Raw genomic sequence first — 26846 nt, forward strand, 5'->3', positions numbered from 1 at the left:
AGCACAACCGAATGCCTGATTTTATGCCGCCAGATCAATGATATCGTATAATCTTACCATTTTTTTGGCTTTATTTACCTCCGCATTTTACAACAATACGAAAGGAAATTTGGGCAGATTTTTATCACTCCTGCTTTTGGGACTATTGCTTTACAACATGATGGGCTATCCGGTGCTCTACTTGTTGGAGGAGCGGTATGTGCCTACCGCAGCAAGCCCGGAACACATCGAACGCAGCGCCTATTCCCGTGATATCGTCGTGAAAGTGCCGGTGTCCCTGCCTTACCAGACCAGCTGGTCGCACCCGGAACCTTCGGAAGGGAAAATTGAGCATGAGGGCGACTACTACCAGATCCGCACGCAGCAGCTCGTGAACGACACCATGTATGTGTACTGCGAGTACGACCAGAATGCCCGCGACCGGTATATGGAACTGGTGAACCACGTCCAGGACGAGCTGGAACGGCCCACCCCGAAAAACCACGCCAAATTGCTCAAAACCATGCTGAAAGAGTTCATGTCTTCGCCAGGCAGGCATGTCTTTTTTGTGATGGAATGGATCGAATCAAATTCATCGGCAACAGACCAATACAACGACCCCGTTTCGGAAACCCACCCGGATGTACAGGCCCCTCCGCCCGATTCATTATTGATCTCCTCGTTTTCAATCCGATAGCCCTGCCCCCGCGGCCCGACCGCTATTGATTTACCATCTCAACATCGGGAAAAATTCACCAGATCAGTAATGAAAAAACTATTATACCTCGCAGCCGCAGGGGCAATAAGCCTTTGCGCCACTCAACGTACATTTTCACAAGGCTGCGTCGCCATTCGCGGCACTGGCAATGCGTGCATGATCGCCCATGCCGACAGCAGCGACCAGAAACAATGGATCGTCAGCGCCAGTACGCGCTATTTCAAATCGTTCCGACACTTTTCCGGGCCTAACGAAAATAAAGAGAGGCTCGAACTCCACACGGAGGTAATTAACCACACGGCTTCGCTCGATATCAACGTCATGCGCGTCCTGAACGACAGATGGTCATTGATGGTCGACCTTCCGATCATTTCCAATGCCCGTTCGTCCCTGTACGAGCACGGGCTTATCAATGGCAGCAACAAGTTCAACGAGCGCCACAGCATGCACTCATTCGGCATCGGCGACCTGCGCATTGCGGCCTACCACTGGCTTTTCGATCCTAAAAAGAGCGTTCGCGGGAATGTCCAGCTCGGCTTGGGCATTAAGCTGCCTACCGGCGACTACAAGTATGAGGACTACTGGTATAATGTGGGTGCCAACGGCACGAAGGAGTTGCGTACCGTCGACCAGTCGATCCAGCTTGGCGACGGCGGCACGGGCGTTACCGTGGAGTTGAACACCTATTATAACATCTTCCACAATTTCGGCGTATACGGCAACTTCTTTTATCTGATCAACCCGCGCGAGCAGAACGGCGTCCGCACCTACCGCGAAACGCTGTCGCCCAGGCTTGCCAACGAGGCTATCATGAGCGTCCCCGACCAGTTTATGGCACGCGGCGGTTTCAGCTACTCGCTCAATGCGGTCGCCAGGGGCTGGGCCGTAGCGGCCGGCGCTCGGCTGGAAGGTATCCCCGTCCACGACCTCATCGGCGGCAGCGGCGACTTTCGCCGTCCGGGATTCGTGTGGAGCGTAGAACCGGGCCTTACCTATTCGGGCAGGAAATTCAGCTTTTTCGCCACGGTACCCGTTGCATTTTTCAGGAACCGCACGCAGAGTGTAACCGACAAGGCGTATTCGGACAAAACCGGCACCTTCGTGCGCGGCGATGCGGCGTTCGCGGATTACTCGGTGAATGCAGGGGTTTCTTTCAAGTTTTAGGTTAATTTTTTATTATATCAAAAAGCCAAACGCGCAGGTAGTGCACGTTTGGCTTTTTTACTGGGCATATTCTTTCAGCAGCGTACGGATGTCGCGGATGAGCTCGTAGGTGCCCTCGTCGGTGGTGCCGTCGTACATGCCTCTAATGTGCCGGTCCTTATCGAGCAGCACGAAATGCCCGCTGTGGAGGAAGCCGCCGGGAGATTTGGCGTCTTCGGCGGCGGTAATAAGGTAATGCTGCTGTCCTATTTCGTAAATTTTTTCCCGGTCGCCGGTCACAAACTGCCAGGTTGCATTGCTCACGCCCAGGTCGTTGGAATACGTCTTGAGCACGGCCGGCGTATCGTGTTCCGGGTCTATGGTATGGGAAAGAATGCGGACATCGGGATTATCCTTCACCTCGTCGTACACTTTGAGCATGTTCTTTTTCATGACCGGGCAAATGGTGGGGCAGGTCGTGAAGAAGAAATCGGCAACGTAGATTTTACCTTTGAAATCCGCTTCCGTCACCGGGCGGTTGTCCTGGTTGGTAAATGCAAACGGCGGGATCGCCGGGTAATCCAGTTCCTCCACCTCCTGTCCGTCGACGGTTTTAACCACCTTTTCAGGTTCGCCCATGTAAGGCAATCTTTTATTGTCGCAGGCCACAGCTGCGGCCATTGAGGCTATGAGCAATAGTTTGAATAGCAATTTCATAGAAAAAATAAATACAGCGGCATCCATGCGGGATTGCGCAGGCAGATGCCGAAACAGCCGTGCTTTACGAGCAATGCGACTGTCGCGTTGAAAAGATAATGGGATGATGAACCGGCTGGTTACCGGCAGAAAAGTGCAGATTTATACCAGCGGCGGATGAAAAATATCCGTAGCGGAAATGCGCGAAAAAAATGGGGAAAAGTAATCGTAGGAAACGGCCGGCGGTGTTTCGAAATACTCCGGCACGGTGAAAACGAACGGCTTACGGGTATCCATGACCTGATAAAGCAGCTGGGCCATGTAAGTTTGCTCAGCCCGGCGTTCGTCCTGGTTTTTGGCGTCGACCACCCGCTTTGCAAGATAGCATTGCCCCTCGCAGACGACGATCGGGTTATCGCGGTTCACGCAGAGATTGGCGATAATATACTCCTTCCGCAACTCGTAATCCAGGTATACCAGCGGAATCACCCACGCTTTGACAAGCATAAGAAGCGTAAAGCCCAGCGTGATCCATTGTTTTCCGAAAGCCTTCAAAGCGAATTGCAGGTAAAAAATGCACCGCAAAGCTAACGCCCGAAACCCGACATAACAAATACCCCAAGCACCCCCAAAACACTCCACACCCATACCTCCCTTCTTCCCTTCCTATCCTTCCTACCCTTGCTCCTTCCCCTTTCCTCGCCTCTCTCCTTTCCTCCTTTTCAAAAAATATTTCAAATTTTATTTTGTACCATTTAGTAAAGTATTATATCTTTGTAACATCAAACAAGGAAACAATGGCAGGCAGACCAAAAATATATGACGAAACAGCGATCCTGGACAAGGCGGTGGAAGTCTTTTGGGAGAAAGGATACGCCAACGCGACTGCCGACGACCTGCTCAATGCCATGGGAATCGGAAAAGGCAGTTTTTATTTTGCATTCAAAGGCGGGAAGGAAGAACTGTTCCGCAAGTCCATGGACCGGGTCGTTGAACTGAACTTCCAGGCCATTCGGGAATCGCTCGCCACCTGCGAAAATCCGGTGCAGTTTATCCGCGATTTCTTCTTTTCGTTGACCGGTGCCGAATCGCCGATCGGTAACAAAGGCTGTTACTTCGGTAATGCACTGATACAAGTTTCCGCGGATGACGCAGGCTTGAAACTCATTGCAGCGAAATACCTGCATTTGCTGGAAGAGATCTTTACGGAAGCCATTCAGAAAGGCAAAGACCTCGGAATACTGCAAACCGATGAACCCGCCGCCGCGCTCGGGTCCTATCTGGTCAATCTCTGGAACGGCCTGAACGTAACCCGCCGGATGGAGCCGGATCAGCAAAAACTGGCGCAGCTCGTCCGCATGAACCTGAATATTCTAAACTAATTTTTTTACCCAATTTTGTACCATATAGTACAGTATATTTTTAAAAACCATTTTTCAATTTTAAATTCTGGAAGATCATGAAACGCAAAGCAACAGCCGTATGGGAAGGTGATATCAAAACAGGCGCAGGCCACATCACTACCGGCAGCACCGTCCTGAACAAGACCCAATATTCATTCAACAGCCGCTTCGCCGACGGTATCGGCACCAATCCCGAAGAGCTGCTGGCCGCTGCGCACGCCGGCTGTTTTACGATGAAACTCGACCTGGACCTGACGCAGGCCGGTTACAAAGTAGCGTCGCTCGAAACCCAATCCGTCGTAACGCTGGACAACGGAAAAATCACAAAATCCGAATTGACGCTGCAAGCGAAAGTGCCCGGTATTTCCGACGAAGAGTTCCAGATCATCGCCAAAGAAGCCGAAAAAACCTGTCCGGTAAGCCAGGCATTCAACTTCGAAATCGTGCTGACCGCGACATTGGCATAACGGGTGTCAGACGTAAGCCCGGAAGCCGCAACCGTCCGAATCGGTTGCGGCTTTTGGGTGTTTACCTACCGTTAGATAATCGCTTAACATCCTCTATTAGAATAAGTTTTACAAAAATTGAGGGGTTTGATTTCTTGGCAGTTATTTGGAGAAGCGTTAGTTTCGTGCAAACAATATCTAAAAACAAAAACCACACTATCATGCAGTCTTCTATCGTCACATCCAAAAAGCAATGCAGCGGGGAGCAATGGAGTTCTCTCGTTCCCGCGGTGATTTCTACTTCTTTCGGCGGTGCCGTCATCGGCGGTAGCATTGCGCAACTGACCGGAGCGCTGGTTGGCGGGGCGTTCGGTATTTTTATCGCATTCTGCTCCGAGTACAAGCATAACAAAACAGCCACTGCTAAAAACTAAGCTGCATTGGTGGATGTGCTGAATTCGATTATCAGGGATGTTCTCGCGCCCAGGATCATCTTTGTATTGGCCGGCTTGGGGAGTGTTGCATATTTACTGACGTTCTGGTTTCAAAATCGGTTTATTCAAACCAATCTTCCGGATTTGATCAGCACCGGCTTTCAGATTGTGTCCGTTACCAGCGGATGCCGGTTGGTTTTGCACGTATTTATCGATTTGTGCAAACCCGGGGCCATTATGGAGATGGACAAATTTTACACGGGTTACGGAGGAGCGGCTGTCCTGTGGATTGCCATTACAACTTTGAAGAAACGCTTTAAAGCACCCGTTTAAGGACCGCAACTAGCAGTTGCAAGCATTTGACTACAAAACCGAACCGACTTAATCCCGTTTTTTGTTGCACCCATATAACCAGCAGCAGGAATGGATATTTTCTTCAAAACAATGCCGTCACCGGTGGGCACGCTGACGCTGATTGCCAGCGATGAAGGGCTTCGTGCGGTGCTTTGGGCGCGGCATTATCCGGAGCTGGAAGATGTGGAGCAGGGCACAGAAAGGCCAGACCACCCGCTATTGCTCGAAGCGGAAAGGCAGCTGGACGAGTATTTTGTCAAAAAACGGAAGTCTTTTTCCCTTCCGCTCGATTTTATCGGCAGCGATTTTCAGAAGCAAGTCTGGGAGGCATTACTCACCATTCCGTTCGGCGAGACGCGGTCGTATGGCGACATCGCCCGGCAAATTGGCAATCCGGACGCAGTCCGGGCCGTGGGCGGGGCTGCGAACAGAAACCCGATCCCCATCATCGCGCCCTGCCACCGGGTAGTGGGCTCGAACGGAAAACTGGTCGGGTTTGGCGGCGGACTGCCTAATAAAGCCTTGCTGCTGGACCTGGAAGCACCTTTCCGGCAAACTTCGATCTTCGATTAATGTAACCCATAGTTAACCTGAGTGCAACTTTGCGATTTTCTGCGTAGCTTTGCACCATTGTTCACCAACCTGTAACACTTCGTGTAAGAGACATTTCTTTCAGGAAATCAATGTAAGCGGCCACGACTACGGCTGCCATTATTCATTTTCAAAAGAAATGTACTATGCTTTTTCTTCAAGGTGTTACCTATGCACACCCGAACCGGGATGTGCTGTTTTCCGATATAGATCTCACTGTCAATAGACACGACAAAATTGCCCTGATCGGCAACAATGGCGCGGGCAAATCGACTTTGCTCAACATTCTCGCCGGTCGGGTTAAACCTGCTTCCGGGAAGGCCGGGGCAGATTCGAAGCCTTACTATATGCCGCAGCTTTTCGGGCAGTACAACCACCTCACCGTAGCCGAAGCGCTGGGGATTCATGACAAGCTGCTTGCCTTAAAGGAAATTCTCGACGGGCATTTGACCGATATGAACCTCGAACTGCTTGATGACGACTGGGGCATCGAAGAGCGCTGCCAGACCGCATTTGCGCATTGGCAGCTGCATGGGCTGAACCTCGCGCAACCAATGGCCACGCTGAGCGGGGGCCAAAAAACGAAGGTATTTCTAGCCGGAATCCTCATCCATGAGCCGGAAATCGTACTGCTCGACGAACCCAGCAACCACCTCGACGCGGCCGGTCGGGCGCTTTTGTACGACTACATCCAATCGGCCCCTCATACGCTCGTGGTCGTGAGCCACGACAGGACTCTGCTTAACCTGCTGACAACCGTTTGCGAGCTCAGCAAACGCGGCATTACCGTTTACGGCGGCAACTATAATTTTTACGCAGAACAGAAAAACATTGAAAATGAAGCCCTTAATCAGGACCTAAGGGCGAAGGAGAAAGCACTCCGCAAAGCCAAGGAGGTGGAACGCGAAGCGATGGAGCGGCAACAGAAACTCGATGCGCGCGGTAAAAAGAAGCAGGAAAAAGCCGGGCTGCCGACGATCGTTCAGAATGCATTCCGGAACAGTGCGGAGCGTAGCACTGCCCGGATGAAAGGTGTTCATGCCGAAAAAGTAGGCGGCATTGCGCAGGAACTGAGCCAGCTCCGCGGCGAACTGCCCGGTATTGACAAAATGAAAGTTGATTTCGACAATTCCGCGCTCCACCGGGGCAAAATACTGGTAACCGCCGAACAGATCAACTTCGCTTACAAGGACCAGCCAATCTGGCACGAACATATTGATTTCCAGATCACCAGCGGCGAACGCATTGCGCTGAAAGGCGCGAACGGCTCCGGCAAGACGACATTGATCCGGATCATCCGGGGCGAGCTCCCGCCGGTTACCGGTCACATGGAACGAGCTGATTTCCAATCCATTTACATCGACCAGGACTATTCGCTGATCGACAATGCATTGACCGTCTACCAGCAGGCCCAGCATTTCAATACGGGCGCATTGCAGGAGCATGACGTTAAAACACGGCTGAACCGCTTTCTTTTTACCAAAGAATACTGGGACAAACGCTGCGCCGACCTCAGCGGCGGAGAGAAAATGCGGCTCATGCTCTGCTCATTGTCCATCGGCAACCAGGCCCCGGACATGATCATCCTCGACGAACCGACCAACAACCTCGACATTCAAAACATCGGTATCCTCACTGCCGCCATCAACGAGTACCGCGGAACGCTCCTGGTTGTATCGCACGATGTGCGGTTTTTGGAGGAAATTGGCGTGGAGAAAGAGATCGCACTGAGTTAGTTCCTGAAAAATGCCATGGAGAATGAAACTGATATCACCAATCACGTTTCATTCTCCATTTAGGTAGCCATTTTTAGGGTACTTGACCGAATAGCGCAGATTCAATTCCTTACTTTCTCCCGCAGGCAAAGAAAATTTCCAGGTTACATCACCACTACTGTCATTCACAGCCGCTTCCGGCGCGAACTTATCGAACACATCGATATCTTTGCCGGGCGCCAGTGGGAATTGATCCTTCACCACAATGCGAACGGGCGACCTTTTCACATTCCTAACCGTAATCCGATACCCCCGGTTTTCAGCCATGTTGCCACCCAGGAATTGCTTTTTTGTAAACGTTTTCACCTGTTCCCTACGCACTGACACCGATTTATCTATGCCAAATGAAAGGCTAAGCGTGTCTGCCGCCTTCGAGAGATCGAGTCGGGTTTTACCTATATAGCTGTTTTCTAGATACAAATTCACGTCACCTGGAAGAAGATTTAAACTAGCCCAAGAAGGCAGATATGCATTCAGAAACGCTTCCTGCCGGATTTTGGGGACTGCTACATATTCATAGTAACTATCAGTAAGCTGTTCGGCCTTCAAGTCAACCGTGTAAGTTTTGCCATCGGAAATTAGTGTATAAAGGATCGGGATTTCATAAGTTACACTTGTAGGTGCTTCTCTCTCATCCGTATTCATGCGAATAGTAGCTGGTCTCGCAACATTTACACCGGCAACCCGGCCTCTCAGATCAGCATTTTTTTCTCCCTTCTCATTCTCTATTTCGGCCACTTCCAGCAGAGCCATTTCGTCTGGCTGCATGTTGACATCCATTCGACTGTCTGAGATAGGTTTCGACTGCATTTTATATCCCACGTATGAAAAAACCAGGACGCGATTTTCCAATGGGGCGTTCGCGGGAACGGCTAGCTGGTAAAATCCGTTGCCGTCCGCTTGTGTGCCCACTGTCGTCCCCTTGATCACTACAGAGCCACCGGGCAACGGCTGGTTTTCTTCATCTCTTATAAAGCCGCTCACTTCATTGATGATTCCTGCGGCGGGCAAATTATCATGTCCTGTCGGCCGATATTGAGTATAATCATTTGGAGCGCCCCAATACCAGGTTTTTAATTGTGGAAGAAGGATCTTCTCCTTCGGATTCGCAGTAGACAGAATTATTTTCACCTTCTTCCAATCTTCACCCGAATACTGAAATATGCCTGCTTTAAATTCAAGTAATAATGGAGTTGACAAATCCGCTACTTTGGCGTCATAGCATGGATACCAGCCGGCATTTGCCAGGTAATAACTCAATTCCAGTTTCGCCTGCGTTGTCTTTTTTACCGAAACGGTAATGGCAATTTCTAGCGTTGGTTTTTCCAACTCCGTTTGCAAAACTGATAGCGCCTTGTTGACAGCTCTCAGGCTATCCGCCCATTTCCTGAGGTTATTTGCAGTTTCTAATTTCTTTTGCAATACTTCCACCAATCGTCTTCGCTGAAAATCGACCGCTTCTTTCAATTCGAGCGTTTTCAAAACAACTTTCTCCCCTCCCAATGTCTGATTTTTGAGGAGCATTTCCTCTTCCTGCTTGTAAATAACGTCCATTCCACGCTCAAAAGCCAGTTTTTCCTTCACGGCATCTTTTCTCGCTTCCAGCTGTTTCATCACCGTCGATTTTTCCCCGTCCCCATTGTAATTCATTTTCGGCAGCACCGATAACACCGTCAAGTCAGCCAGCCCAGATAGCCTGATACTTTCCTTCTCCAGCGAACCCGAAAGCCCCTTAAACAAAAGTTCATGCAAACCCTCATCCAGCGTTACAGCTACGTCTCTGGTCACTTCGGCACCGTTCCGGTAAATGGTAACTTGGCGGACCGAACTCGCCATCACCTGGGATTTCTGGGCCATTACCCGCGTCGCGGAAATAAAAAAAAGAAGGACAAATACATTAAAGCAGAAAATGCGCATAGCGAATCGGGTTAGCTCAGGATGGTTCGACTTATAAATATTCAAAAAATAGCTAAAAAAGTGACACATCACTAGCGCATGCGAGTTCCTTTGAATAAACGGCACGTTTCGGCAAACAAACGATTTAAAATCGGCCTTTCGTCACTTGCCGGTCATTACCTATATTTAACCAAAAAAACATTTCCATGCTGGATATCGTAATCGAGGCCCGGAAGGCGGCTATCAGTGAATCGGTGATGGTGAAACGCATTTTACCGTTCCGTCTCAGGAGAATGGTCGGGCCGTTTATATTCATGGACCACGCCGGGCCACTGGGGAGCATACCGGTCAACCCGTCGTCGATGGATGTGCTGCCGCATCCGCATATCGGGCTTTCGACGGTGAGCTACCTGTTCGACGGGCAGGTGATGCACCGGGATAGCACGGGCGCGCAGCAAATCATCAAGCCCGGTGAAGTGAACTGGATGACGGCCGGCAGCGGCATTGCGCACTCCGAACGATTTGAAGATCCGTCGGCGCTCGCGGGCGGCCTTGAAATGATCCAGACCTGGGTAGCGCTTCCCGAAAAGGACGAAGAAGCCGCGCCGTCGTTTCGCAATTATACACGGGACGAGCTGCCGGTATTTACCGATAAAGGCGTGTGGATGCGCCTGATCGCCGGCAATGCATACGGCCTTTCCAACGGCGTGAATACGCTTTCTCCCCTATTCTACCTGCACGTGGTGCTGGAAGCCGGCGCGACTTTTACCATTCCCGACAAGCATTCTGAAAGGGCAATCTACATCGTCAAAGGCGCCGTGGAAACCGGCGGGCATTTTTACGAGCCGGGGCAAATGCTCGTCTTCAATAAAAACGCGGAGCCGACCATCAAGGCCACCGTCAATACGACCCTGATGCTGCTCGGTGGCGAACCGCTGGGCGAAAGGTATATCTGGTGGAATTTCGTATCATCACGGAAAGAACGCATCGAGCAGGCCAAGGAAGATTGGAAACAAGGCCGCATTCAGCTCCCGCCGGCCGATGACCACGAATTTATCCCGCTACCCGAAGACTATTCCAGGCCGGCCGGCACTCCTCCCCGACCAGAGCCGCTATCATAAACCAAAGCCCTGTGATCCGTTGGATGACAGGGCTTTTTCTATTAGTCTAAAATTAAAATGCATTACCCCGCCAGCCTGGAAGGCGATACACCGTACATTTTCTTGAATGCGAAAGAGAAATGGGACAAATCTTCGAAACCGATTTCCAGGTACACATCCGAGGCGGTCCGGCCTTTTTCCTTGATCAGGTAATGCGCTTCCTGCAACCGGCGCTGCTGCAACCAACGGCTGGGCGATGTATGAAAAATGTGCTCGAAATCGCGTTTGAAAGTTGCCAGACTCCGGCCCGTCAGGTAGGCGAAACGGTTCATTTGCACATTGAAATGGAAGTTTTTATGCATAAATGCTTCCAGATCGATCTTCCCGGGCTCGCTGAAATCGAACAAAATATCCTTCATCACCGGCGACGAACGGAGCAGGATCATGATCGCCTCCCGCACTTTGAGCGACTGTAATTCGTCGTCGATCAGCTGGTCGTCCTCGCTGTACGGCAGCAGCGACTCCATGAATCCCTTCACGAGGCTCCCGCCTTTCAAAGCGATCACCGGCTCGGCCTGCTGGCTTTGTGCGTGATCGGCCGCGTAACCATGCTCCATCGCGAAGCTCCGCAATGTGGCCTGAGTCAGGTAAATGGAAATGGATTTGAAAACACCGTCCGCGGGCGGCTGTTTGACGAATTTGATCAGCTGGTTGCGCCGCGTAAACCGGTAATCGCCCGCGCGGAACACATATTCCATCTCGCCGTTATTGATCGTTAGCGTACCGGAAATCTGGTAGCTGAACACATGCTCGGAGGCAAACTGCTCGCCCTCGCGGTTGCGCGCGTAATAGCACGAGTAAGCGATGGGCGATGAATGTCTGTCAGGCTTCGGATCGGTCATAGACAAAGTTAGTAATCACGCGTCTTTTTTAATGCCGGTGTACCATTTGCCCATCGACGTTTCCAGGAAATCTTCCGATTCGTGGTGGTCGGTGGAAAGGCTGATGTCAAGCCATTGCTCCATCTCGGCCTTGCGAGCCTCGTCGGCGCTTTGGAGAATTCCGATCGCCTCGCTGCCCAAGACGAGGTGAACGGGCGGCGCGGGATGTTCGGCCAGGGCCACCATTACCGAGGCGGCTTTGTCGGGATCGCCTACGGGCACGAATTTGCCGGATTTGAAATATTCGGTCCGCTGATTGACCATTCCGTAGCCATCGATTTCACGGGCATAGCTCATCGATGCGCCGGCCCAGTCGGTACGGAAACCGCCCGGTTCCACGCTCGTAACATGAATGCCGAGCGGGGCTACCTCTTTGGACAACGCCTCCGTGAAGCCGCCCAGGCCGAACTTGGCCGCCTGGTACATCGTCAGGCCCGCATTCCCTACGCGACCGCCCACGGAACTGATCTGCAAAATGCGACCGCTACCCTGCCTGCGCATATAAGGCAGCACCGCGCGGGTAACTTCAATGGGCGCATACAGGTTGGTTTCCAGCTGACTGCGCACCTGTTCTTCGGTGTAAGCTTCTGCGGCGCCGATAATGCCGAAACCTGCATTATTTACCAGCACATCAATGCGTCCGAAATGTGCAACGGCGTCGGCTACGGCGTGGTAAACCTGCTCATAATCTGTCACATCCAGTGCAATGGGCCTGATCTGATCGCCGTATTGCGCCACGAGGTCACCGAGCTGGGAAAGGTTACGGGCCGTGGCTGCTACTTTATCTCCGCTTTTCAGAACTGCTTCTGTGAGGCTGCGTCCCAATCCGCGGGAGCTGCCGGTAATGAACCATACTTTTGTCATTGTCTTGTTGTTTTAAGTACAATACAAAAGTACCCGGCGCTACCCTGCCCGGCTTTGCTGTAAAGCTCATTGTTACTTTGCTGAAAAGCTCACAGCCAGATGGCGCTTCAATCCGTATTCTTTTTTAATACATAAAAGAAAATCTCCGTACGGATTTCGAAACCCAGCGACTCGTACACACCGATCGCACGCGCATTATCCGCCTTCACATGGAGGATGGGCACTTCCCCGGCCTGCTGAATGCGGTTCACCTGCCGCAGCAGCAAATGCCGGGCATATCCTTTACCCAAATGACCGGGATGCGTACACACGGCGCTGATCTCCGCAAAACCCTCCGGGTGCATGCGCTGGCCTGCCATCGCGACCAGTTTTCCATTGTCAAAAATACCTTCATAATGCCCGAAACGAATGGTTTCCGTCTCAAACGGCCCGGGGTTGGTGAGGCTCGTCAATGCGACCATTTCGGCAACGTGCTCCGTCGTGAGCGGGACGGCAAGAGGCCCTTCCGAAGCCGGAAATGCCGGGCCTTTGTAGATCATCTGGTTGCCGGGCACAGCCGCCATGAGTTTCCACGGCAGCGGGATGGCCACATTCTCGTTGCTTACAAAAATTACGTGGTTATCAAACGGGATGGCTTCGTACAAGGCAGGCAGCCCTTCCAGCGCGGCACCTTCAACGCCTGCGAATGGCGATACTTCCGGCCGGAACCAGCACGAGCCGCCACTCACCTGCCCAAGTGCGTCATTATGTGCGTTCAGCGCGTACCAGACGGGATTATCAAGAATTTGTTTCATTTCAAAAATGGTATTTCAATGGCTAATTTACGTTTCCTGCTTTAATTTAACCCGACGCAGGCACCGATCTGTTCCTGTTTTTTGAGGCAGAAAATAAAAGGGCGTAAAAACAAAAAAGTGGCTGTTACGAAAGCACAGCCACTTTTGCCAAAACACACGAAAACACTATTCGAAACAGAAGGCCGCAAAGCCACTTCTTGCAAGTCAAAAGCAGGACATTACATCCTGCGACACGCTGCGGATCAACCGCCGCGCGTACGTTCAATGAACGATACAAATATCCGAAAGGCAGGCGGCAATGGTCCGCACGATTTGTCCGAAGGTTAGGACAATCTGAACACGCGGCAAAAACGCCTCACTTGGCTACGCGCACGCCCGAGCGGAACTCTTCGGGTGTAAGGCCGGTCTGTTTTTTGAAAAACCGGGCAAAATAGGACTGGTCGCTGAACCCCAGCCCGTAGGCAATCTCTTTCACCGAATGCTGCTGGTGGTATAGTTCGCGCTTGGCTTCGATAAGCATAAGCCGATACAACAGCTTGCTCACGGTAGTACCCATCTTTTCACGCAGCAATTCATTGATCCGTTTCGGCGTAAGGCCGATTTGCCGGGCGTAGAATGCGGCCGATTTTTCCTGCCGGTAATGCTCCTGCATGAGTTGAAAGAGCTTGACGAGCCGGTGGTCCTCACCAATGCGGCGGTCGTGCCGGCCGAAACGGTAGAGGTGCGTCAGCAATGCGGTGGTGTATTTCAAAAGCAGGGTAACGTCCGCGGCACCGTTGCATTCGAGCAGAATGAGGTCGAAAATGTGCGTCAGCGGTGCCACCATTTCTTCCGGTATTCGGATGCCGGTGTTTTCAAAAGGCAGGAAAAGCTGCCTTAAATGCGGCTCGTCGATCCGATCGAAAACCTCGTGCGCGAACACGATCGTGCGCGAGCCCGGAAGCTCGGGGGCGGGAATGGAATGCACCTGGTTGGGACCGAGCAGGAACACCTCATTGGCCCGGATCGGGAACGATTCGAAATCGATGAGGTGCGTACCGGCGCTTTCGGTGAACCATACGATCGCGAAAAAACTGATCCGGTGACTCGGCGCATGCTCCCCGAAAGCCAAACCGCTGCCGGACGCCATAAAGCGTACCGGCGGCAGTTCATGAAGGGGAAAATCGGTCGGCTGCGACATACTGCGTTTATTTTCTGACGGCCACCTTGTGCGCCATTTCGGAGCCGTCGGCGTGCTTTGTCACGAGAATATACATGCCCGGCGTAATGCCTTTCAGATCGATTTCCTGCTGGGGCCTGCCGGCATGGAAAATGACATTACCGCTACCCGAAACCAGTTTGACGCCCGTGACCGCATTCTGCGGGTTGGCTCTGATAAACAGCTTCTCGCTAGCAGGATTAGGATAAACGGAAACACTTTCTACGGCATTTTCCAGCACTTCGGCCTGCATGCGCAGATTGGAAGCGATGTCCTGCGGCGGCGGCGCCACGCTCTGCCCGGAAAGAAACGCAGGCAGGTAACGCCACGGTCCGTATACCTGGCCGGTCAATGCGGTTGCAAGCTCGTACTTCACACGGGCCCGGACTTTGGTTTCCGGCGTCAGTTTCGGAACGAGGCTTTTGAGTTCCTTGCCGAAATAGCCTAAATCTACAAAATCGGCCTGCGAACCCGTAAAGGCCACGCTGTTGCCGATCGGCGTGTTAGGCTTGCTTGAAAAAGGCTGACCGTTGGTTTTCGTTTCCCAAACCAGTTTCCCTTTGGCTTTACCCAAAAACGAACGGCAGAAAAGTCCGATCCCAAAATTGCTTTCGCTGCCTTGTCCTGCGAGATTCGGCGAATAGAGCGTCGCCAGGTCGGCATTGTATAATTTCAGTTTGCTTTGCTTCGCTATCTGGGTAAACTGGTCCGGCGCGCTTTCCCACTCGCTGCCGCCAAGGTACACCTGAACGCCACCTGTGTTCTGGCCGATACCGTCGAGGTCGGGAATGCCGACGATCATATCCGAAAACCCATCGCCGTTCAAATCACCCGCACCCGATACGGAAGCGCCCAAATGGTCCATAGCCGACGTGCCGAGCACCTCCCAGTCGGGATAGTTGCTCAGCCCGTACCGCGAGCCGAGGATCAGTGATACTGAACCTGCTTCCGGGTGCGGCCACCCGTGCTTGCCCGCACCCGCGAGAATATCGCTGTAACCATCTCCATTCACGTCTCCTGCGCCCGAAACCGAAGTCCCGAATGCGGAATTGGGCATGCCGCCGCGGTAAAAACGCTTGTTAGGTTCAGTCAAACCACCCGATGCACCGTGATATACTGCAATGGCGCCTTCCTTTTGAAGCCCGTAACCGGGAAGTCCCACGATGCATTCATTATAGCTGTCGCCGTTCACGTCGCCGCCCGAAGCCACCGCCGCGCCGAAATGCGCGTAGGCATTGTCGTTTTTGAAGAAAGTCGTGCTGTTATCGACGCCATTGGCCGAGCCGTAATATACCCAGGCCATACCGCCTTCCACGGCCGCCGTGTTAGTCGTAGGCGCACCCACGATAAGGTCGCCGTAATGATCGCCATTCACGTCGCCGAGGCCCGCTACCGCAGCGCCCATGCTGGAATTGATGTGCTTCCCTTCCAGAATCTTGGGTGTGGTGATCAAGCCGTTCGCCGAGCCGTAATATACAAACACCGCTCCCCGCACTTCATTACCTACTTTGTATTTGGGAGCGCCTATTGCCACATCGGCGTAATGGTCGCCGTTGAGGTCCGTCGCGCCCGCTACCGCGGTTCCGAATAGCGAGCCTGTATTTGAATCCGTCAAAACCTGCTCTCTCAGCGTATCTATACCATTGACGGTGCCGTAATAAAGGATTGCCAGGCTCTCGCCCGTGTTGGCGTAATTGGGAGCGCCCACGATCACGTCGGCAAAGCCATCACCGTTCACATCTCCCGCGCCGGCTACCGTGCGGCCGATATTCAATGCCGGTATCCTGTTCCAATAGTAAATCGGGTTGCCAATGCCACCCGACTGGCTGCCGTACAGGAAGGTGGTACGGCCAAACGAACCGGCACCGGAGCTGCTCACCGCCACGTCGTCGAAGCCGTCGCCGTCAATGTCGCCCACGTTGGCCACCACTGCTCCGAAACGCCGCGAGGCGACGGAGTCGCTCATGGCAATCTTCGATGATTCGCTCGGGGCCATTCCGCCGCCGTGGTAGATCATCGCCGCCCCCTCGTCGTTTTGTCCGTTATCGTATGTGTATGCCCCAATCAGCAGATCACTGTATCCGTCGCCGTTCACATCGCCCGCGGAGGCTACCGCCGACCCTAGCCAGGCCTCGGGCTGGTAGCTGGTAATCATCGCACGATGGTAAGGGAAACTCCTCTTCGCATTGCCATAATATACAAATGCGGCTCCTTCATTGGGTTTTTCATTATCGAAATAGCGGGCACCAATTACAAAATCGCTGAAACCGTCGCCGTTCAAATCGCCGGCTCCGGCCACTGCCCAGCCAAACCACGCCTCTTGCTGCGTTCCCGGAATCAGGGTTTCGTTCCAAACGGGTGCGGAGCTTCCGCCGGTACCGAAGTACAGGTACGCAGCTCCTGCATTCTGAGCGAATGCTGGGTTTTGTTCATACAGGTAGGCCCCGATAATGATGTCCGCATTGCCGTCGCCATCCACATCCCCCGCGGGGGCAAGCGAATGCCCGAAACGCGCATCCACCTGGTTGCTTTCCAGCCTGTACGGGTTGCTTGTCACCAAGCCTGCCGCGCTTCCTTTATAGATGAACACAGCTCCTTCGTAAGCCTGCCCGTTGGAATAGAGCCGTGCTCCCACCATCACGTCGGTGAAACCGTCCGCATCGAGGTAGCCGGCCGATGCTACGGCATAGCCCATCATCGCGCCAGCCTGGTTCGCTTCCAATGTCACCGCACCGCCGCCTACGTTATTGGCATTGCCATAAAACAGGAACGCCGCCCCCTCGTTCAGCTGGCCGTTGTCGTACTGGTGTGCGCCGATGAGAATATCGCTGTGGCCGTCGCCATTGACATCACCCGCCATCGCCACCGAAATACCGAAATTGGCCGCCGTCTGATTGATTTCCAATACACGGTTCGGGTTGACGCTTACGCCATTGGCGCTGCCGAGGTGGAGGAATACCACGCCCTCGTCCGTTTGGCCGGCGTCGTAGTAAGGCACGCCTACGAGCACGTCGCTGTATCCGTCCTTGTTCACGTCGCCCGCGCTCGACACCGAGAAACCGGCCTGCGCATTGTCCTGGTTGCTTTGCAATACTGTCGCCGCGAGGCTGAGCCCGCCGGCCGTACCCGGGAACACGAATGCCGCGCCTTCGTCGGTCTGGCCGTTATCATATTTCGGGGCGCCGATGATCACATCGCTGTACCCGTCGCCATTCACATCGCCCGCGCTCGATACCGAGTAGCCGAACCATGCATTGCTCTGGTGGATTTCGAGGAACTTGTCGGCGTATTGTGCATAGGTGCCGTTCACGATCGGGTCTACGGTAACGGGAAATGCGGCGTTTGCCACGCCGACTGCAATCTGAATATGGTTGTCCTGGTAGGCCAATGTCGCGTCCAATACTTTTCCATTGGCATCCCAGCATTTCAAACCATTGTAAATGAGCTCTTCATTGCCGCCTTCCTCCATTATTCCGGTTATAAAGCGCAGCTCGTTTTTACCCATATCACGCACCGAAGCACCTTCTACGGCTACTTTTATTTGCAATGATTTTGCGCCGGCCGGTGCGCTGTCAATGATAAAATTCTGGCGAACGCCTTCTTCATTATTGACAAACTCTTCGGTGAACCGGCCATGGTCGATGGAAACCGTATTTTCCAAAGCGGCTAATTTACTGTTACCATCCGTGGTATAAAGCAATTCGCCATCCGCGAAAATGCCTTTGTTAATCAATTTCAATTTAAAACCGGAATGCGTGGAATCGACGCGTTTTTGCAGCGTAAGCACGCCCGGCGAGTAACTCGCGCGGAGGTTTTGTTTCCGGTTCGGACTTTGATAGGTGCGCGTTTGTGCGTCGTAGCTAATGTGGTATTCGCGCTGTGAAATAAGCTGTTGAATGTTTTTCAGCGTGCTGTCGGGCACCAGAACGGGTTCTTTTGAAGCAGCTTCCCGCGTTATCGGGACTTTGTTATGGGTTTTAAGGGTAAATGTTTCACCGATTTTTTTATGAAACAGGATACAACAAACAAACAGAGAGAGGAATAAATAATGGTAGCGGTTTTTCATTGGCAATTATTGAAATGAGAGAATAACGGACATGAATAGTAAGCAATTTTGTCACCAAATATAACCATTAATATTCCTGTTTTGGCTACACATCCCCCCGATTAGACTACACATCAACATAGGTATATCCGGACCTTTGATCCATCAAAAAGAAGGAATACAATCATGATACAACAGACTGAAAATGCAAGTGCTTCCACGGCACTTACGGCGTCCCCCAAAGTATGGTTTATCACCGGCGCGTCCCGTGGGTTCGGGCGCGTGTGGGCCGAGGCTGCCCTCCGCCGCGGCGACAAAGTTGCGGCCACCGCACGAAAACTGGAAAGCATTGCCGATTTGAAAGAAAAATACGGCGACCGGGTGCTGACCCTCGAACTGAATGTGACCAATGCCGCCCAGGCCAAAGCGGCCGTCGAACAGGCGCACGCCCATTTCGGCCGGCTGGATGTCGTGCTGAACAATGCGGGTTACTCGCTGGTAGGCACGATCGAGGAAGCGAGTCCGGACGAGATCCGGGCCTTGTACGAAACGAACGTCATTGGCCCGGTGACCGTCATCCAGGCGGCGTTGCCCCTGCTGCGCCGGCAGGGCGGCGGCCACATTGTGGGCACATCCAGCAACCTCGGGCACGTGACGCTGCCCGTGATCGGCTACTATGCTTCATCCAAATGGGCATTCGAGGCAATCCACGAAAGCCTCGCCGAGGAGGTTAAAATGTTCGGGATCAAGGTCACTATCGTCGAACCGGGTGCCTACGCGACAGAGTTCGGTACGCCCGATTCGCTGCAATTTTCGCAGGGAATGGACATTTACGCGGATTTCAAGCAGGATTTCTTCGGGCATTTGCAAAACCTCGAACGCGGCGACCCGAATGCAACGCCCGACGCGCTCTTCCAGGTGATAGATGCGCCGGAGCCGCCGCTCCGTTTCTTCCTCGGCAACCAATGCCTCCCGTGGGTGCGCAAGGCCTATGCCGAGCGCCTGGCCACATGGGAAGCCTGGGAAGAAGTGTCCAATTCAGCGCAAGGATAAGCGGCCGGAACCCAACGGGCACAAAAACACTTTAACAATCAGCGACGATAACCGGCCGTGAAATGCGGCCGGTTATCGTCCTTTCCATTCGGACCAATGAAAAAAGAAGAACATAGCCCCATCAAAATGGAATCGCTGGCCGATGCGCACCGGGCATTCGGCCTGTTGAAACCGCAACATCCGCTCGTGAGCCTCGTCAACGGGTCGTACACGCAGGTGGACGCGACCAAAATGGCGCATTACCATGTCCTGGGTTTTTACAAAGTATCCTACAAACCGGCATTGAAAGGCAAACTGAAATACGGCCAGAGCTATTACGACTTTGACGAAGGCGGGCTGCTGTTTGCATCGCCGGGGCAGATTGTGGGCAACGAGGAGAACGACATCAGCGCCTGCTCCGAGTTCACACTGCTGATCCACCCGGATTTCTTCCTGGGTTACCCGCTCGCCAAAAACATCCGGCAATACGGCTTTTTCTCCTATTCCACCCGCGAGACATTGCACCTTTCGGAAGAAGAGAAAACGACGATTTTTGAAATATTCAAAATGATCGAAAAAGAACTGGCGAGCCGGATCGACGATTTCAGCCAGGATGTCGTCATTTCGCAAATTGAATTGCTGCTCAACTACGCGAACCGATTTTACAAAAGGCAATTCATTACCCGCAAAGCCATTAACCATGATCTTTTGCAAAAACTGGAAACGGTAATGGATCAATATTTTGCCGAAAACACATCTGCCAATAAAGGCCTCCCCACCGTGGCCTATCTCGCCGAACAGGTGAATCTAACGCCCAGCTATCTGAGCGACATGCTGCGTTCGCTGGTCGGGCAGAATGCGCAGCAATACATTCATGATAAATTAATTGAGAAGGCGAAAGAGGATTTATCGACCACCCGCCTGACCGTGCGGGAGGTGGCCTATGCGCTGGGATTCGAGCATTCGCAGTCGTTCAGCAAATTATTTAAATTAAAAACCAACCTTTCCCCGCTCGAATTCCGGCGGTCGTTCAACTAGGGTTTGCATCGCGAATGATTGTTTCAAGATGGCTGGCGAAGCTTTGACCGGTATGTATTTTCAGGTATTCTATTTTGTATCCGGGCATGTACAAAATAACTCTATATTTACACCACTCAACGTTATTCGATCATCATGAAGAAACCTTACTACTCCACGTATGTATTTACTCTACTACTATGCACGATCGCAAGCTTTGCGGCACGTTCGCAGGGCATAAACCAGTTTTGGGGCGTCGCGTTCGGCGGCGGCACGGAACTGCTGGGCAACATCTTCAATGCTTCGCCCGACGGCACCCTGCCAACCTCACAATTCAATTTCTACATCGCGAGAAAAGCCCTTGCTATCGGGCAGTTTGTGGAATACAATGGTGAGTTGTATGCTACGGCACGGACAGAGTCCGGCCTGAATGTCGAATTCTCGGGAAACCTCTTTAAATGGAACCCTGCTACGGACGAATACACGCTCCTCCACAACTTCCGGCGCGAGACGGGCGCCAGGCCGCACGAAGTGATGGTACTGATGGGCAGCAAGCTTTACGGCATCACCATGGAAGGCGGGACGAATGCGCAGGGCGTAATATTCGAATACGATCTGACGACGAATACCTATGCCAAACGGGCCGATTTCGCCAGTCTCGCCAACGACCGCGAACTTTGGCCCAGCACGGCCCTTTCGCAAATGAACGGCAAGCTGTACGGCATTGCCCGGACGAATTTCGGCGAACTCGACGATGCACTTTACGAATGGGACCCGGCCACTGCTCAATTCACCCAAGTACGGGACGTGTTCGGTCCGTACCAGCCCGGCCTTCATGCGCCCGACACCCCGTGGGAAGGCCTGAACGGCAAATTATACGCGACGACCAAACTGGCAGGCACCAGCTTCGGCGACCTGGTGGAATGGGACCCCGAGGCAGGCACTTATGTTTCCAAAGCTGCCTTCTCTCGGGAGGCGGGCTACAATTGTCTGACCAAGATGACCCCGAAAGACGGTAAGCTCTACGGCGCCACGACCGCCGGGGGCGCGGAGTCGAGCGGTACACTGTTCGAATTTACGCCGGAGGCTGGTACCATTACCAAAAAAATCGACCTTGCTGCGGGTGCCAATGCGCCATTCAACGGATTTGCGCCGGTATTGCTGGGCGACAAGTTTTATGGGGTTACCCAGGGCGGAAAAACCATGCGGGGACGCGTATACGAATGGAACCCGGCGACAAACACCTTCTCGCTCCGCTTCGGACTACCCGATTATACCAACGGCCTGCTTTCGGGGGCATTCACGCCCTGGCAGGGCAAATTGTATTCGGCCATCGGCCGGCCACAACCCAATAACGGGCGCATAGTTGCCGAAGTCTTCAACTGGGACCCGGCGACGAACCAGTACACGACCGGGTTCATTTCACAGGAGTCTGTCGGTGCGCACCCCAGGGGCGGTGTCACATTAGCAGGCGGCAAATTCTATGGCGCGACTACCTACGGTGGAAAACTTAACATGGGGGTGATTTTCGAGTTTGATCCCAAAACAAAAGCCTATAAGATCCTGAAAGAACTGGACGAAACAACCGGGCAGGAACCTTATGGCAAACTGACCTTGCTCAACGGAAAACTCTATGGTATAACCTCCACCGGCGGAAGGGTGGGCTTTGGGGCAATATTTGAAGTAGATTATCAGAATTCTACGGTCACCAAGAAACGGGATTTTGAAGTCGCCACCGGCAGGACGTCGTACGGGAGCCTGATTGCAAAAGATGGTAAGCTTTTCGGGATGACCATGGCCGGCGGGAACAACAACAGGGGTACGATTTTCGAATGGGACCCGGTTACCAATTCGTTTACGGTCCGGTACCATTTCGATAAGGCGAACGGCGGATCACCGCGCGCGGACCTTTGCCTGAAAGATGGTCTGTTTTATGGCATGACTTACAACGGCGGCACGAGCGACGTGGGCGTCATATTCCGATGGGACCCGGCAACGGATACTTACACGAAGATCCGGGACCTTCGGGCGGGCGTGGGTGTGAACCCGGTCGGTTCATTTGTCGAGTACAACGAGAAATTGTACGGGCTTACCCCCAACTCGCTGCTGGAATTGGACCCGGCGACGCTCAAATCGGGTGTGCTCGCCACATTTGATGGGACAGCGGGAGGCAAGATCACCGTCGGGAACGAAAAATTCTATTTTCTTACCACCAGCTACTCGGGCACGCTTTACGAATGGAATACGAAAACGAAAGTGCTGAAAAAATCGCCCGGCTACGGCAATGGAACCGATTTCACCCTTTCCGGCATGACATTCGAGCCGCTCCCTGCGCCGGTTTCGGACGGCACGCCCGGAAACTGCCTCCCCCTTCCCCCTGCGACCGTGGACGGCAACAACTGGACCGAATGGCTCCCGGTCATCGACGCTTCCAAAAATGCGGTAGCGGAGATCAGAGCCAATAAAAACAACCTCGGGACGGTTACCCCTTCCCTGTTCACGCATACGGGCAATATCAGAAAAGTGAATGGCCGGTATTTTCTGGGTAGAGACCTTACCCTCACGACTTCGGGCGCCATAGCGAGCGGAACGCCGGTAGATGTGCGGATTTATGTCAAACAGGAGGAATATGACGCGCTCGTAGCTGCTAACAATGCCGATCCCAAAGCGGAACCGATCACAAACGCATCACAAATCGGCGTGTTTGCAACGGCAGCCAACGATTGCAATGGAAATATTTCCGGGGCAACGCGCGCGATACAGGCCACATCCGAGCCCTGGGCGGGCGGCGGTTATGTGTTTAGTTTTAAAACCGAATCCTTTTCGACCTTTTACCTGGCCAATGCGAACGCGCCTTTCCCCGTTAAACTCGTCGATTTCAATGCACGTTTGGAAGAGCACAACGCGGTACTTAGCTGGCAAACAGCCGCGGAAATTAATTTTTCGCATTTCGAACTCGAACGCAGCACGGATGCGCGGAATTTCGGCAAGATCGGGCGCATTAACCCGTCGGAATCCGGGCGGCCGGGGCATTATGCTTTCCTGGACATGCATTTAAATGAAGTTCAGGCGCCAAATGCCTACTACCGCCTCAAAATGATCGACGCGGACGGCACTTACGCCTATTCGGTGATCCGGCAGGTGGCGGTGCCAGGTATGGAAGCCATGCTGTACCCCAACCCGGCAAGCGATGTAATAGAGGTGAAGCAGGCTCCGGCATCCGCGCCATGGCAGCTGATCGGCGCGGATGGAAATGCGGTCCTGAACGGCCGGTCCGAAGGTGGAAATTTCAGGCTGGACGTGCGCAGCCTTCGACCGGGCACCTATTTGCTGCGGTTCTCCACCGGGCAGGACATTCGAACGTTCCGGATGGTGAAGCAGTAATTGAAGTAGAATCCAGCCCCATTTTTCGCGGGAGGTGGGTCCATTTCCGTGAACAAAATGCCTCGTTTGCATTATCTTTACCAAAAATCCCTCAAACCACCGTGCACCGATTACTGGCAACATTCTTACTGGGTTTGTTGACATACAACATGATAGGCTACTCGATTACCTATCTTTTGGAGCGGTCTGCACGTACGTCATCCGAAGAAATGATCGGCGAGGATATTAATTCCCCAAACATCATTATCAAAGTACCGCTCACCTCCCCTGACCGGTCGCATTGGTCTTCATCCGGCCCCATCGACGACCATATCGAGGGCAATGGTCAATTTTACCAGATCACGGCGCAGCAGATTGTAAACGACACGCTTTTCGTCTACTGCCAGTACGACCAGCGTGCCAGGGAGCATTTTGCCGACCTTGTTTCAAAAATCCAGCTTGCCGCCAGCACGGATACAAGCACGCCAGCCGGCGACAGCCATTCCAGGTTGCTCAAAGGTTTTTTGAAAGACTATCTGAGTACCCATCGTCAACACGTCTTTTTTGTCCTCGAATGGGCGCCTGACGAACTGGCCGCACGTTCAACGAATGCCCCATTCCACGCCGGTATCAAGCCGGCGGTAGCACTACCCCCACCTGATTTCGCTTAGCTCCCCTATTTCTTGACAACCAGTGCTACCGGGAAAACTGCCCTTTCCGGAGCATGCGGCTATATGTCAGCATTCATCAAGTTCGCCCACGACGCGTTTGCCCCGGAGGCATGATGTCGGAGCGGGACTTATACCCTATCATTTCTGCATAGCGAAATATGAAACTACTGTATCTTCTTACATTACTGACAATCCTCTCCACCGGCGCCCGCCACGCGGTGGCACAAAACGGCAAACCGGAAAAAGAAAAGGTCGAAAAAGTGTTCGACCTGAACGAAGTCACCGTCGGCGAGCGTAAAAATGTGATCCACACCGAACGGCTTCCCGACGTCCATAACACGTACATTACCGCGGGTAAGAAAAGTGAAGTGGTCCAAATGGAAGGCGTAAACGGAAACATCGCCGAGAAAACTGGCCGCCAGATCTTCGCCAAAATACCAGGCGTGTTCGTATATGACATGGACGGAAGCGGCAACCAGGTCAACATTTCGACGAGAGGACTGGACCCGCACCGTTCGTGGGAATACAACATCCGGCAAAATGGCATCATTACCAACTCGGATATGTACGGCTACCCGGCCAGCCATTACAGCCCCGCGATGGAATCGATCCAGCGCGTGGAGCTGGTGCGCGGGACGTCATCGCTGCAATACGGCGCACAATTCGGCGGAATGATCAACTACGTGACCAAAGGCCCCGATACGTCCAAAGCATTCTCTTTCGAAACGATCAATTCGGTGGGTTCTTTCGGGCTTTTCAGCTCCTATAATGCCATCGGCGGGAAAGTGGGCAAGCTGACGTACCAGGCCTATTACCAGAAACGCCATTCGGACGGTTACCGCAAGAATGCCAGATCCGATGCGCAATCGCAGTTCGTGAGCCTGACGTACGAGTTCAGCAATTCGCTGCGTGTGAAGGCAGAGCTGGGCCGCTCCGAATATGTATACCAAATCCCCGGGCCGCTCACCGACGCCATGTTCGCGCAGGACCCGCGGCAGTCGACGCGCTCGCGCAACTATTTCAATCCGGACATTTACGTGCCGTCGATCGTGCTGGACTGGAAAATCAGTCCCGATACCCAGCTGAAACTGACCACCTCGGGTGTATACGGCGCGCGTAACAGCGTGATGTTCGACGCATTTGCCAACGTACCAGACACGATCAGCCGCGTCACCAATGCCTACCGTGCCCGGCAGGTGGATATCGACAATTTCAAAAGCTTCACTACCGAACTGCGCCTGATGCACCAGTATCATTTTATGGGCTTGCGCAATGTGGTTTCGGGCGGCGTACAGTATATGCACAACAAGCTCCGCCGCCGCCAGCTCGGCAAAGGCACCACCGGCAGCGATTTCGACCTGACCGTTACCGACGCGCAATTCGGCCGCGATATGTACATGACGACCGACAACGTGGCATTGTTTGTCGAAAACCTCATTTTCATCACCACGCGACTGAGCTTCTCGCCCGGCGTGCGCGTGGAGAAAGGCAGCACCGATATGACCGGCAAGATCACCTACTACGACCCGCAGAACCTGCCGAATACGATCAGGCACAGCTTCCCGCTGTTCGGTATCAGTTCGCAGTACCGCATCGGCGAGAGCAGTCGCGCCTACGCAGGCTTCTCCCAGGCCTACCGGCCCGTCGTTTTCAAGGACATCATTCCAGGCTCGGTATTGGAAAGGGTGGATAAGAACCTCAAAGACGCCTATGGCTATAACCTCGAAGCCGGTATCAGCGGTCATGTGCGCGACAGGCTGCGTTACGACATCGGCCTTTTCCAGGTGATGATCAACCACCGAATGGGCACTGTGGCCATGAAGGACGACGCCGGCACGGCCTACCTCTACCGCACCACCACCGGAGATAGCCGCACCAGGGGCGTAGAGGCTTACATCGAGTACAGCCTTTTCAAGACCTACGAGCAATCGGTACCGGCCACGGAGCTTTCCTTTTTTACTTCTACCTCCTATTTCGATGCGAAATATGTGCGCGGGACGGCTGTCTTCAATGGTGAAAACCGGGTCATAGACGGCAACCGGGTGGAAGGCGTGCCGACCTGGATTTCGCGCAATGGCGTTCAGTTGCTGTATAAAAAACTATCTGTAACTGCGCAGTACAGCTACGTGAGCTCGAACTACGCCAACCCGCTCAACACGGTGGAGCCGTCGGCCAACGGCACGATCGGGAAAGTCCCCGGCTATGGCCTGCTCGACTTTAACGCGACGCTGCGATTAGGAAAAGCCTACACGCTGCGCGCAGGCGTGAACAATATCACCGACAAGCAATATTTCACCAAAAGGCCGACCATGTACCCGGGCGCAGGCATATGGTCTTCCGACGGCCGGAGTTTTGGGATTTCGTTTGGGATAAAAATCTGATAATA

21 protein-coding genes are annotated in these 26846 nt (G+C 53.2%); 13 read left to right on the plus strand and 8 right to left on the minus strand.

The features are described from left to right. Positions 1 to 109 precede the first annotated feature (109 nt). Together H144_RS0123200 and H144_RS0123205 are read left to right on the plus strand one after the other, a co-directional pair. Positions 110 to 676, plus strand: a complete 567-nt coding sequence (locus H144_RS0123200) for a hypothetical protein (protein WP_157505046.1) — start codon at positions 110 to 112, stop codon at positions 674 to 676. 69 nt (positions 677 to 745) lie between these two features. Beyond that, positions 746 to 1861, plus strand: a complete 1116-nt coding sequence (locus tag H144_RS0123205; RefSeq protein WP_026350934.1) for a hypothetical protein — start codon at positions 746 to 748, stop codon at positions 1859 to 1861. A 57-nt stretch (positions 1862 to 1918) separates the two neighbouring features. On the opposite strand, the gene H144_RS0123210 is transcribed toward H144_RS0123205, so the two are convergent. Both H144_RS0123210 and H144_RS0123215 read right to left on the minus strand, forming a co-directional pair. Beyond that, positions 1919 to 2557, minus strand: a complete 639-nt coding sequence (locus H144_RS0123210) for an SCO family protein (RefSeq protein ID WP_157505048.1) — start codon at positions 2555 to 2557, stop codon at positions 1919 to 1921. A 141-nt stretch (positions 2558 to 2698) separates the two neighbouring features. Continuing rightward, entirely contained in the window at positions 2699 to 3091 is a 393-nt protein-coding gene (locus tag H144_RS0123215) for a hypothetical protein (protein WP_229207969.1), read from the minus strand. Between the two features lie 242 nt (positions 3092 to 3333). On the opposite strand from H144_RS0123215, the gene H144_RS0123220 reads away from it, so the two are divergent. The 5 genes from H144_RS0123220 (at position 3334) to H144_RS0123250 (ending at position 7500) form a co-directional block, all read left to right on the plus strand. Next, positions 3334 to 3918 (plus strand): TetR/AcrR family transcriptional regulator, encoded by a 585-nt coding sequence (locus H144_RS0123220; protein WP_019944513.1) that lies wholly within the window; start codon positions 3334 to 3336, stop codon positions 3916 to 3918. Positions 3919 to 3995: 77 nt separating this feature from the next. Further along, a complete protein-coding gene (locus tag H144_RS0123225; RefSeq protein ID WP_019944514.1) occupies positions 3996 to 4406 on the plus strand; it encodes an OsmC family protein in 411 nt (136 codons plus the stop codon). 200 nt (positions 4407 to 4606) lie between these two features. Continuing rightward, positions 4607 to 4819, plus strand: a complete 213-nt coding sequence (locus H144_RS0123235; protein ID WP_019944516.1) for a hypothetical protein — start codon at positions 4607 to 4609, stop codon at positions 4817 to 4819. 423 nt (positions 4820 to 5242) lie between these two features. Continuing rightward, positions 5243 to 5746 (plus strand): methylated-DNA--[protein]-cysteine S-methyltransferase, encoded by a 504-nt coding sequence (locus tag H144_RS0123245; protein WP_019944518.1) that lies wholly within the window; start codon positions 5243 to 5245, stop codon positions 5744 to 5746. 164 nt (positions 5747 to 5910) lie between these two features. Further along, positions 5911 to 7500, plus strand: coding sequence for an ABC-F family ATP-binding cassette domain-containing protein (locus H144_RS0123250; protein ID WP_019944519.1), 1590 nt, complete (start codon positions 5911 to 5913; stop codon positions 7498 to 7500). 48 nt (positions 7501 to 7548) lie between these two features. Here H144_RS0123250 and H144_RS0123255 read toward each other — a convergent pair whose 3' ends face one another. Continuing rightward, complete coding sequence (locus H144_RS0123255) at positions 7549 to 9456, minus strand: DUF4139 domain-containing protein (protein WP_019944520.1); 1908 nt, start codon at positions 9454 to 9456, stop codon at positions 7549 to 7551. Positions 9457 to 9641: 185 nt separating this feature from the next. Here H144_RS0123255 and H144_RS0123260 point away from each other — a divergent pair, with 185 nt between their 5' ends. Further along, positions 9642 to 10556, plus strand: coding sequence for a pirin family protein (locus tag H144_RS0123260; RefSeq protein WP_019944521.1), 915 nt, complete (start codon positions 9642 to 9644; stop codon positions 10554 to 10556). 62 nt (positions 10557 to 10618) lie between these two features. On the opposite strand, the gene H144_RS0123265 is transcribed toward H144_RS0123260, so the two are convergent. The 5 genes from H144_RS0123265 to H144_RS32390 all read right to left on the minus strand — a co-directional run bounded on the left by H144_RS0123265 (position 10619) and on the right by H144_RS32390 (position 18398). Then, positions 10619 to 11437: a helix-turn-helix domain-containing protein gene (locus H144_RS0123265; protein ID WP_019944522.1), complete on the minus strand. Its 819-nt coding sequence runs from the start codon at positions 11435 to 11437 to the stop codon at positions 10619 to 10621. A 15-nt stretch (positions 11438 to 11452) separates the two neighbouring features. Further along, a complete protein-coding gene (locus H144_RS0123270) occupies positions 11453 to 12340 on the minus strand; it encodes an oxidoreductase (protein WP_019944523.1) in 888 nt (295 codons plus the stop codon). Positions 12341 to 12447: 107 nt separating this feature from the next. After that, positions 12448 to 13134 carry a GNAT family N-acetyltransferase gene (locus tag H144_RS0123275; RefSeq protein ID WP_019944524.1) on the minus strand — a complete coding sequence of 229 codons (687 nt, stop codon included), beginning with the start codon at positions 13132 to 13134 and terminating at the stop codon, positions 12448 to 12450. Between the two features lie 355 nt (positions 13135 to 13489). Beyond that, the gene (locus H144_RS0123280; protein ID WP_033403040.1) at positions 13490 to 14314 is read right to left on the minus strand and encodes a helix-turn-helix domain-containing protein; all 825 of its coding nucleotides are present in this window, start codon (positions 14312 to 14314) and stop codon (positions 13490 to 13492) included. A gap of 7 nt (positions 14315 to 14321) precedes the next feature. After that, the gene (locus tag H144_RS32390) at positions 14322 to 18398 is read right to left on the minus strand and encodes an FG-GAP-like repeat-containing protein (protein ID WP_019944526.1); all 4077 of its coding nucleotides are present in this window, start codon (positions 18396 to 18398) and stop codon (positions 14322 to 14324) included. 165 nt (positions 18399 to 18563) lie between these two features. Between H144_RS32390 and H144_RS0123290 the strand changes: the two genes are divergently transcribed. From H144_RS0123290 to H144_RS0123310, 5 genes are all read left to right on the plus strand, one after another. Further along, complete coding sequence (locus H144_RS0123290; RefSeq protein ID WP_019944527.1) at positions 18564 to 19430, plus strand: SDR family NAD(P)-dependent oxidoreductase; 867 nt, start codon at positions 18564 to 18566, stop codon at positions 19428 to 19430. Positions 19431 to 19526: 96 nt separating this feature from the next. Further along, positions 19527 to 20447, plus strand: coding sequence for a helix-turn-helix domain-containing protein (locus H144_RS0123295; RefSeq protein ID WP_019944528.1), 921 nt, complete (start codon positions 19527 to 19529; stop codon positions 20445 to 20447). Between the two features lie 135 nt (positions 20448 to 20582). Further along, entirely contained in the window at positions 20583 to 23810 is a 3228-nt protein-coding gene (locus H144_RS33450) for a choice-of-anchor tandem repeat GloVer-containing protein (protein WP_019944529.1), read from the plus strand. Between the two features lie 149 nt (positions 23811 to 23959). Further along, positions 23960 to 24460, plus strand: coding sequence for a hypothetical protein (locus H144_RS32400; RefSeq protein WP_019944530.1), 501 nt, complete (start codon positions 23960 to 23962; stop codon positions 24458 to 24460). Positions 24461 to 24618: 158 nt separating this feature from the next. Continuing rightward, positions 24619 to 26841 carry a TonB-dependent receptor family protein gene (locus tag H144_RS0123310; RefSeq protein WP_019944531.1) on the plus strand — a complete coding sequence of 741 codons (2223 nt, stop codon included), beginning with the start codon at positions 24619 to 24621 and terminating at the stop codon, positions 26839 to 26841. The last annotated feature ends 5 nt before the right edge of the window (positions 26842 to 26846 follow it).

Origin of the sequence: Dyadobacter beijingensis DSM 21582, assembly GCF_000382205.1 — a bacterium.
Taxonomy (GTDB): Bacteria; Bacteroidota; Bacteroidia; order Cytophagales; family Spirosomataceae; genus Dyadobacter; species Dyadobacter beijingensis.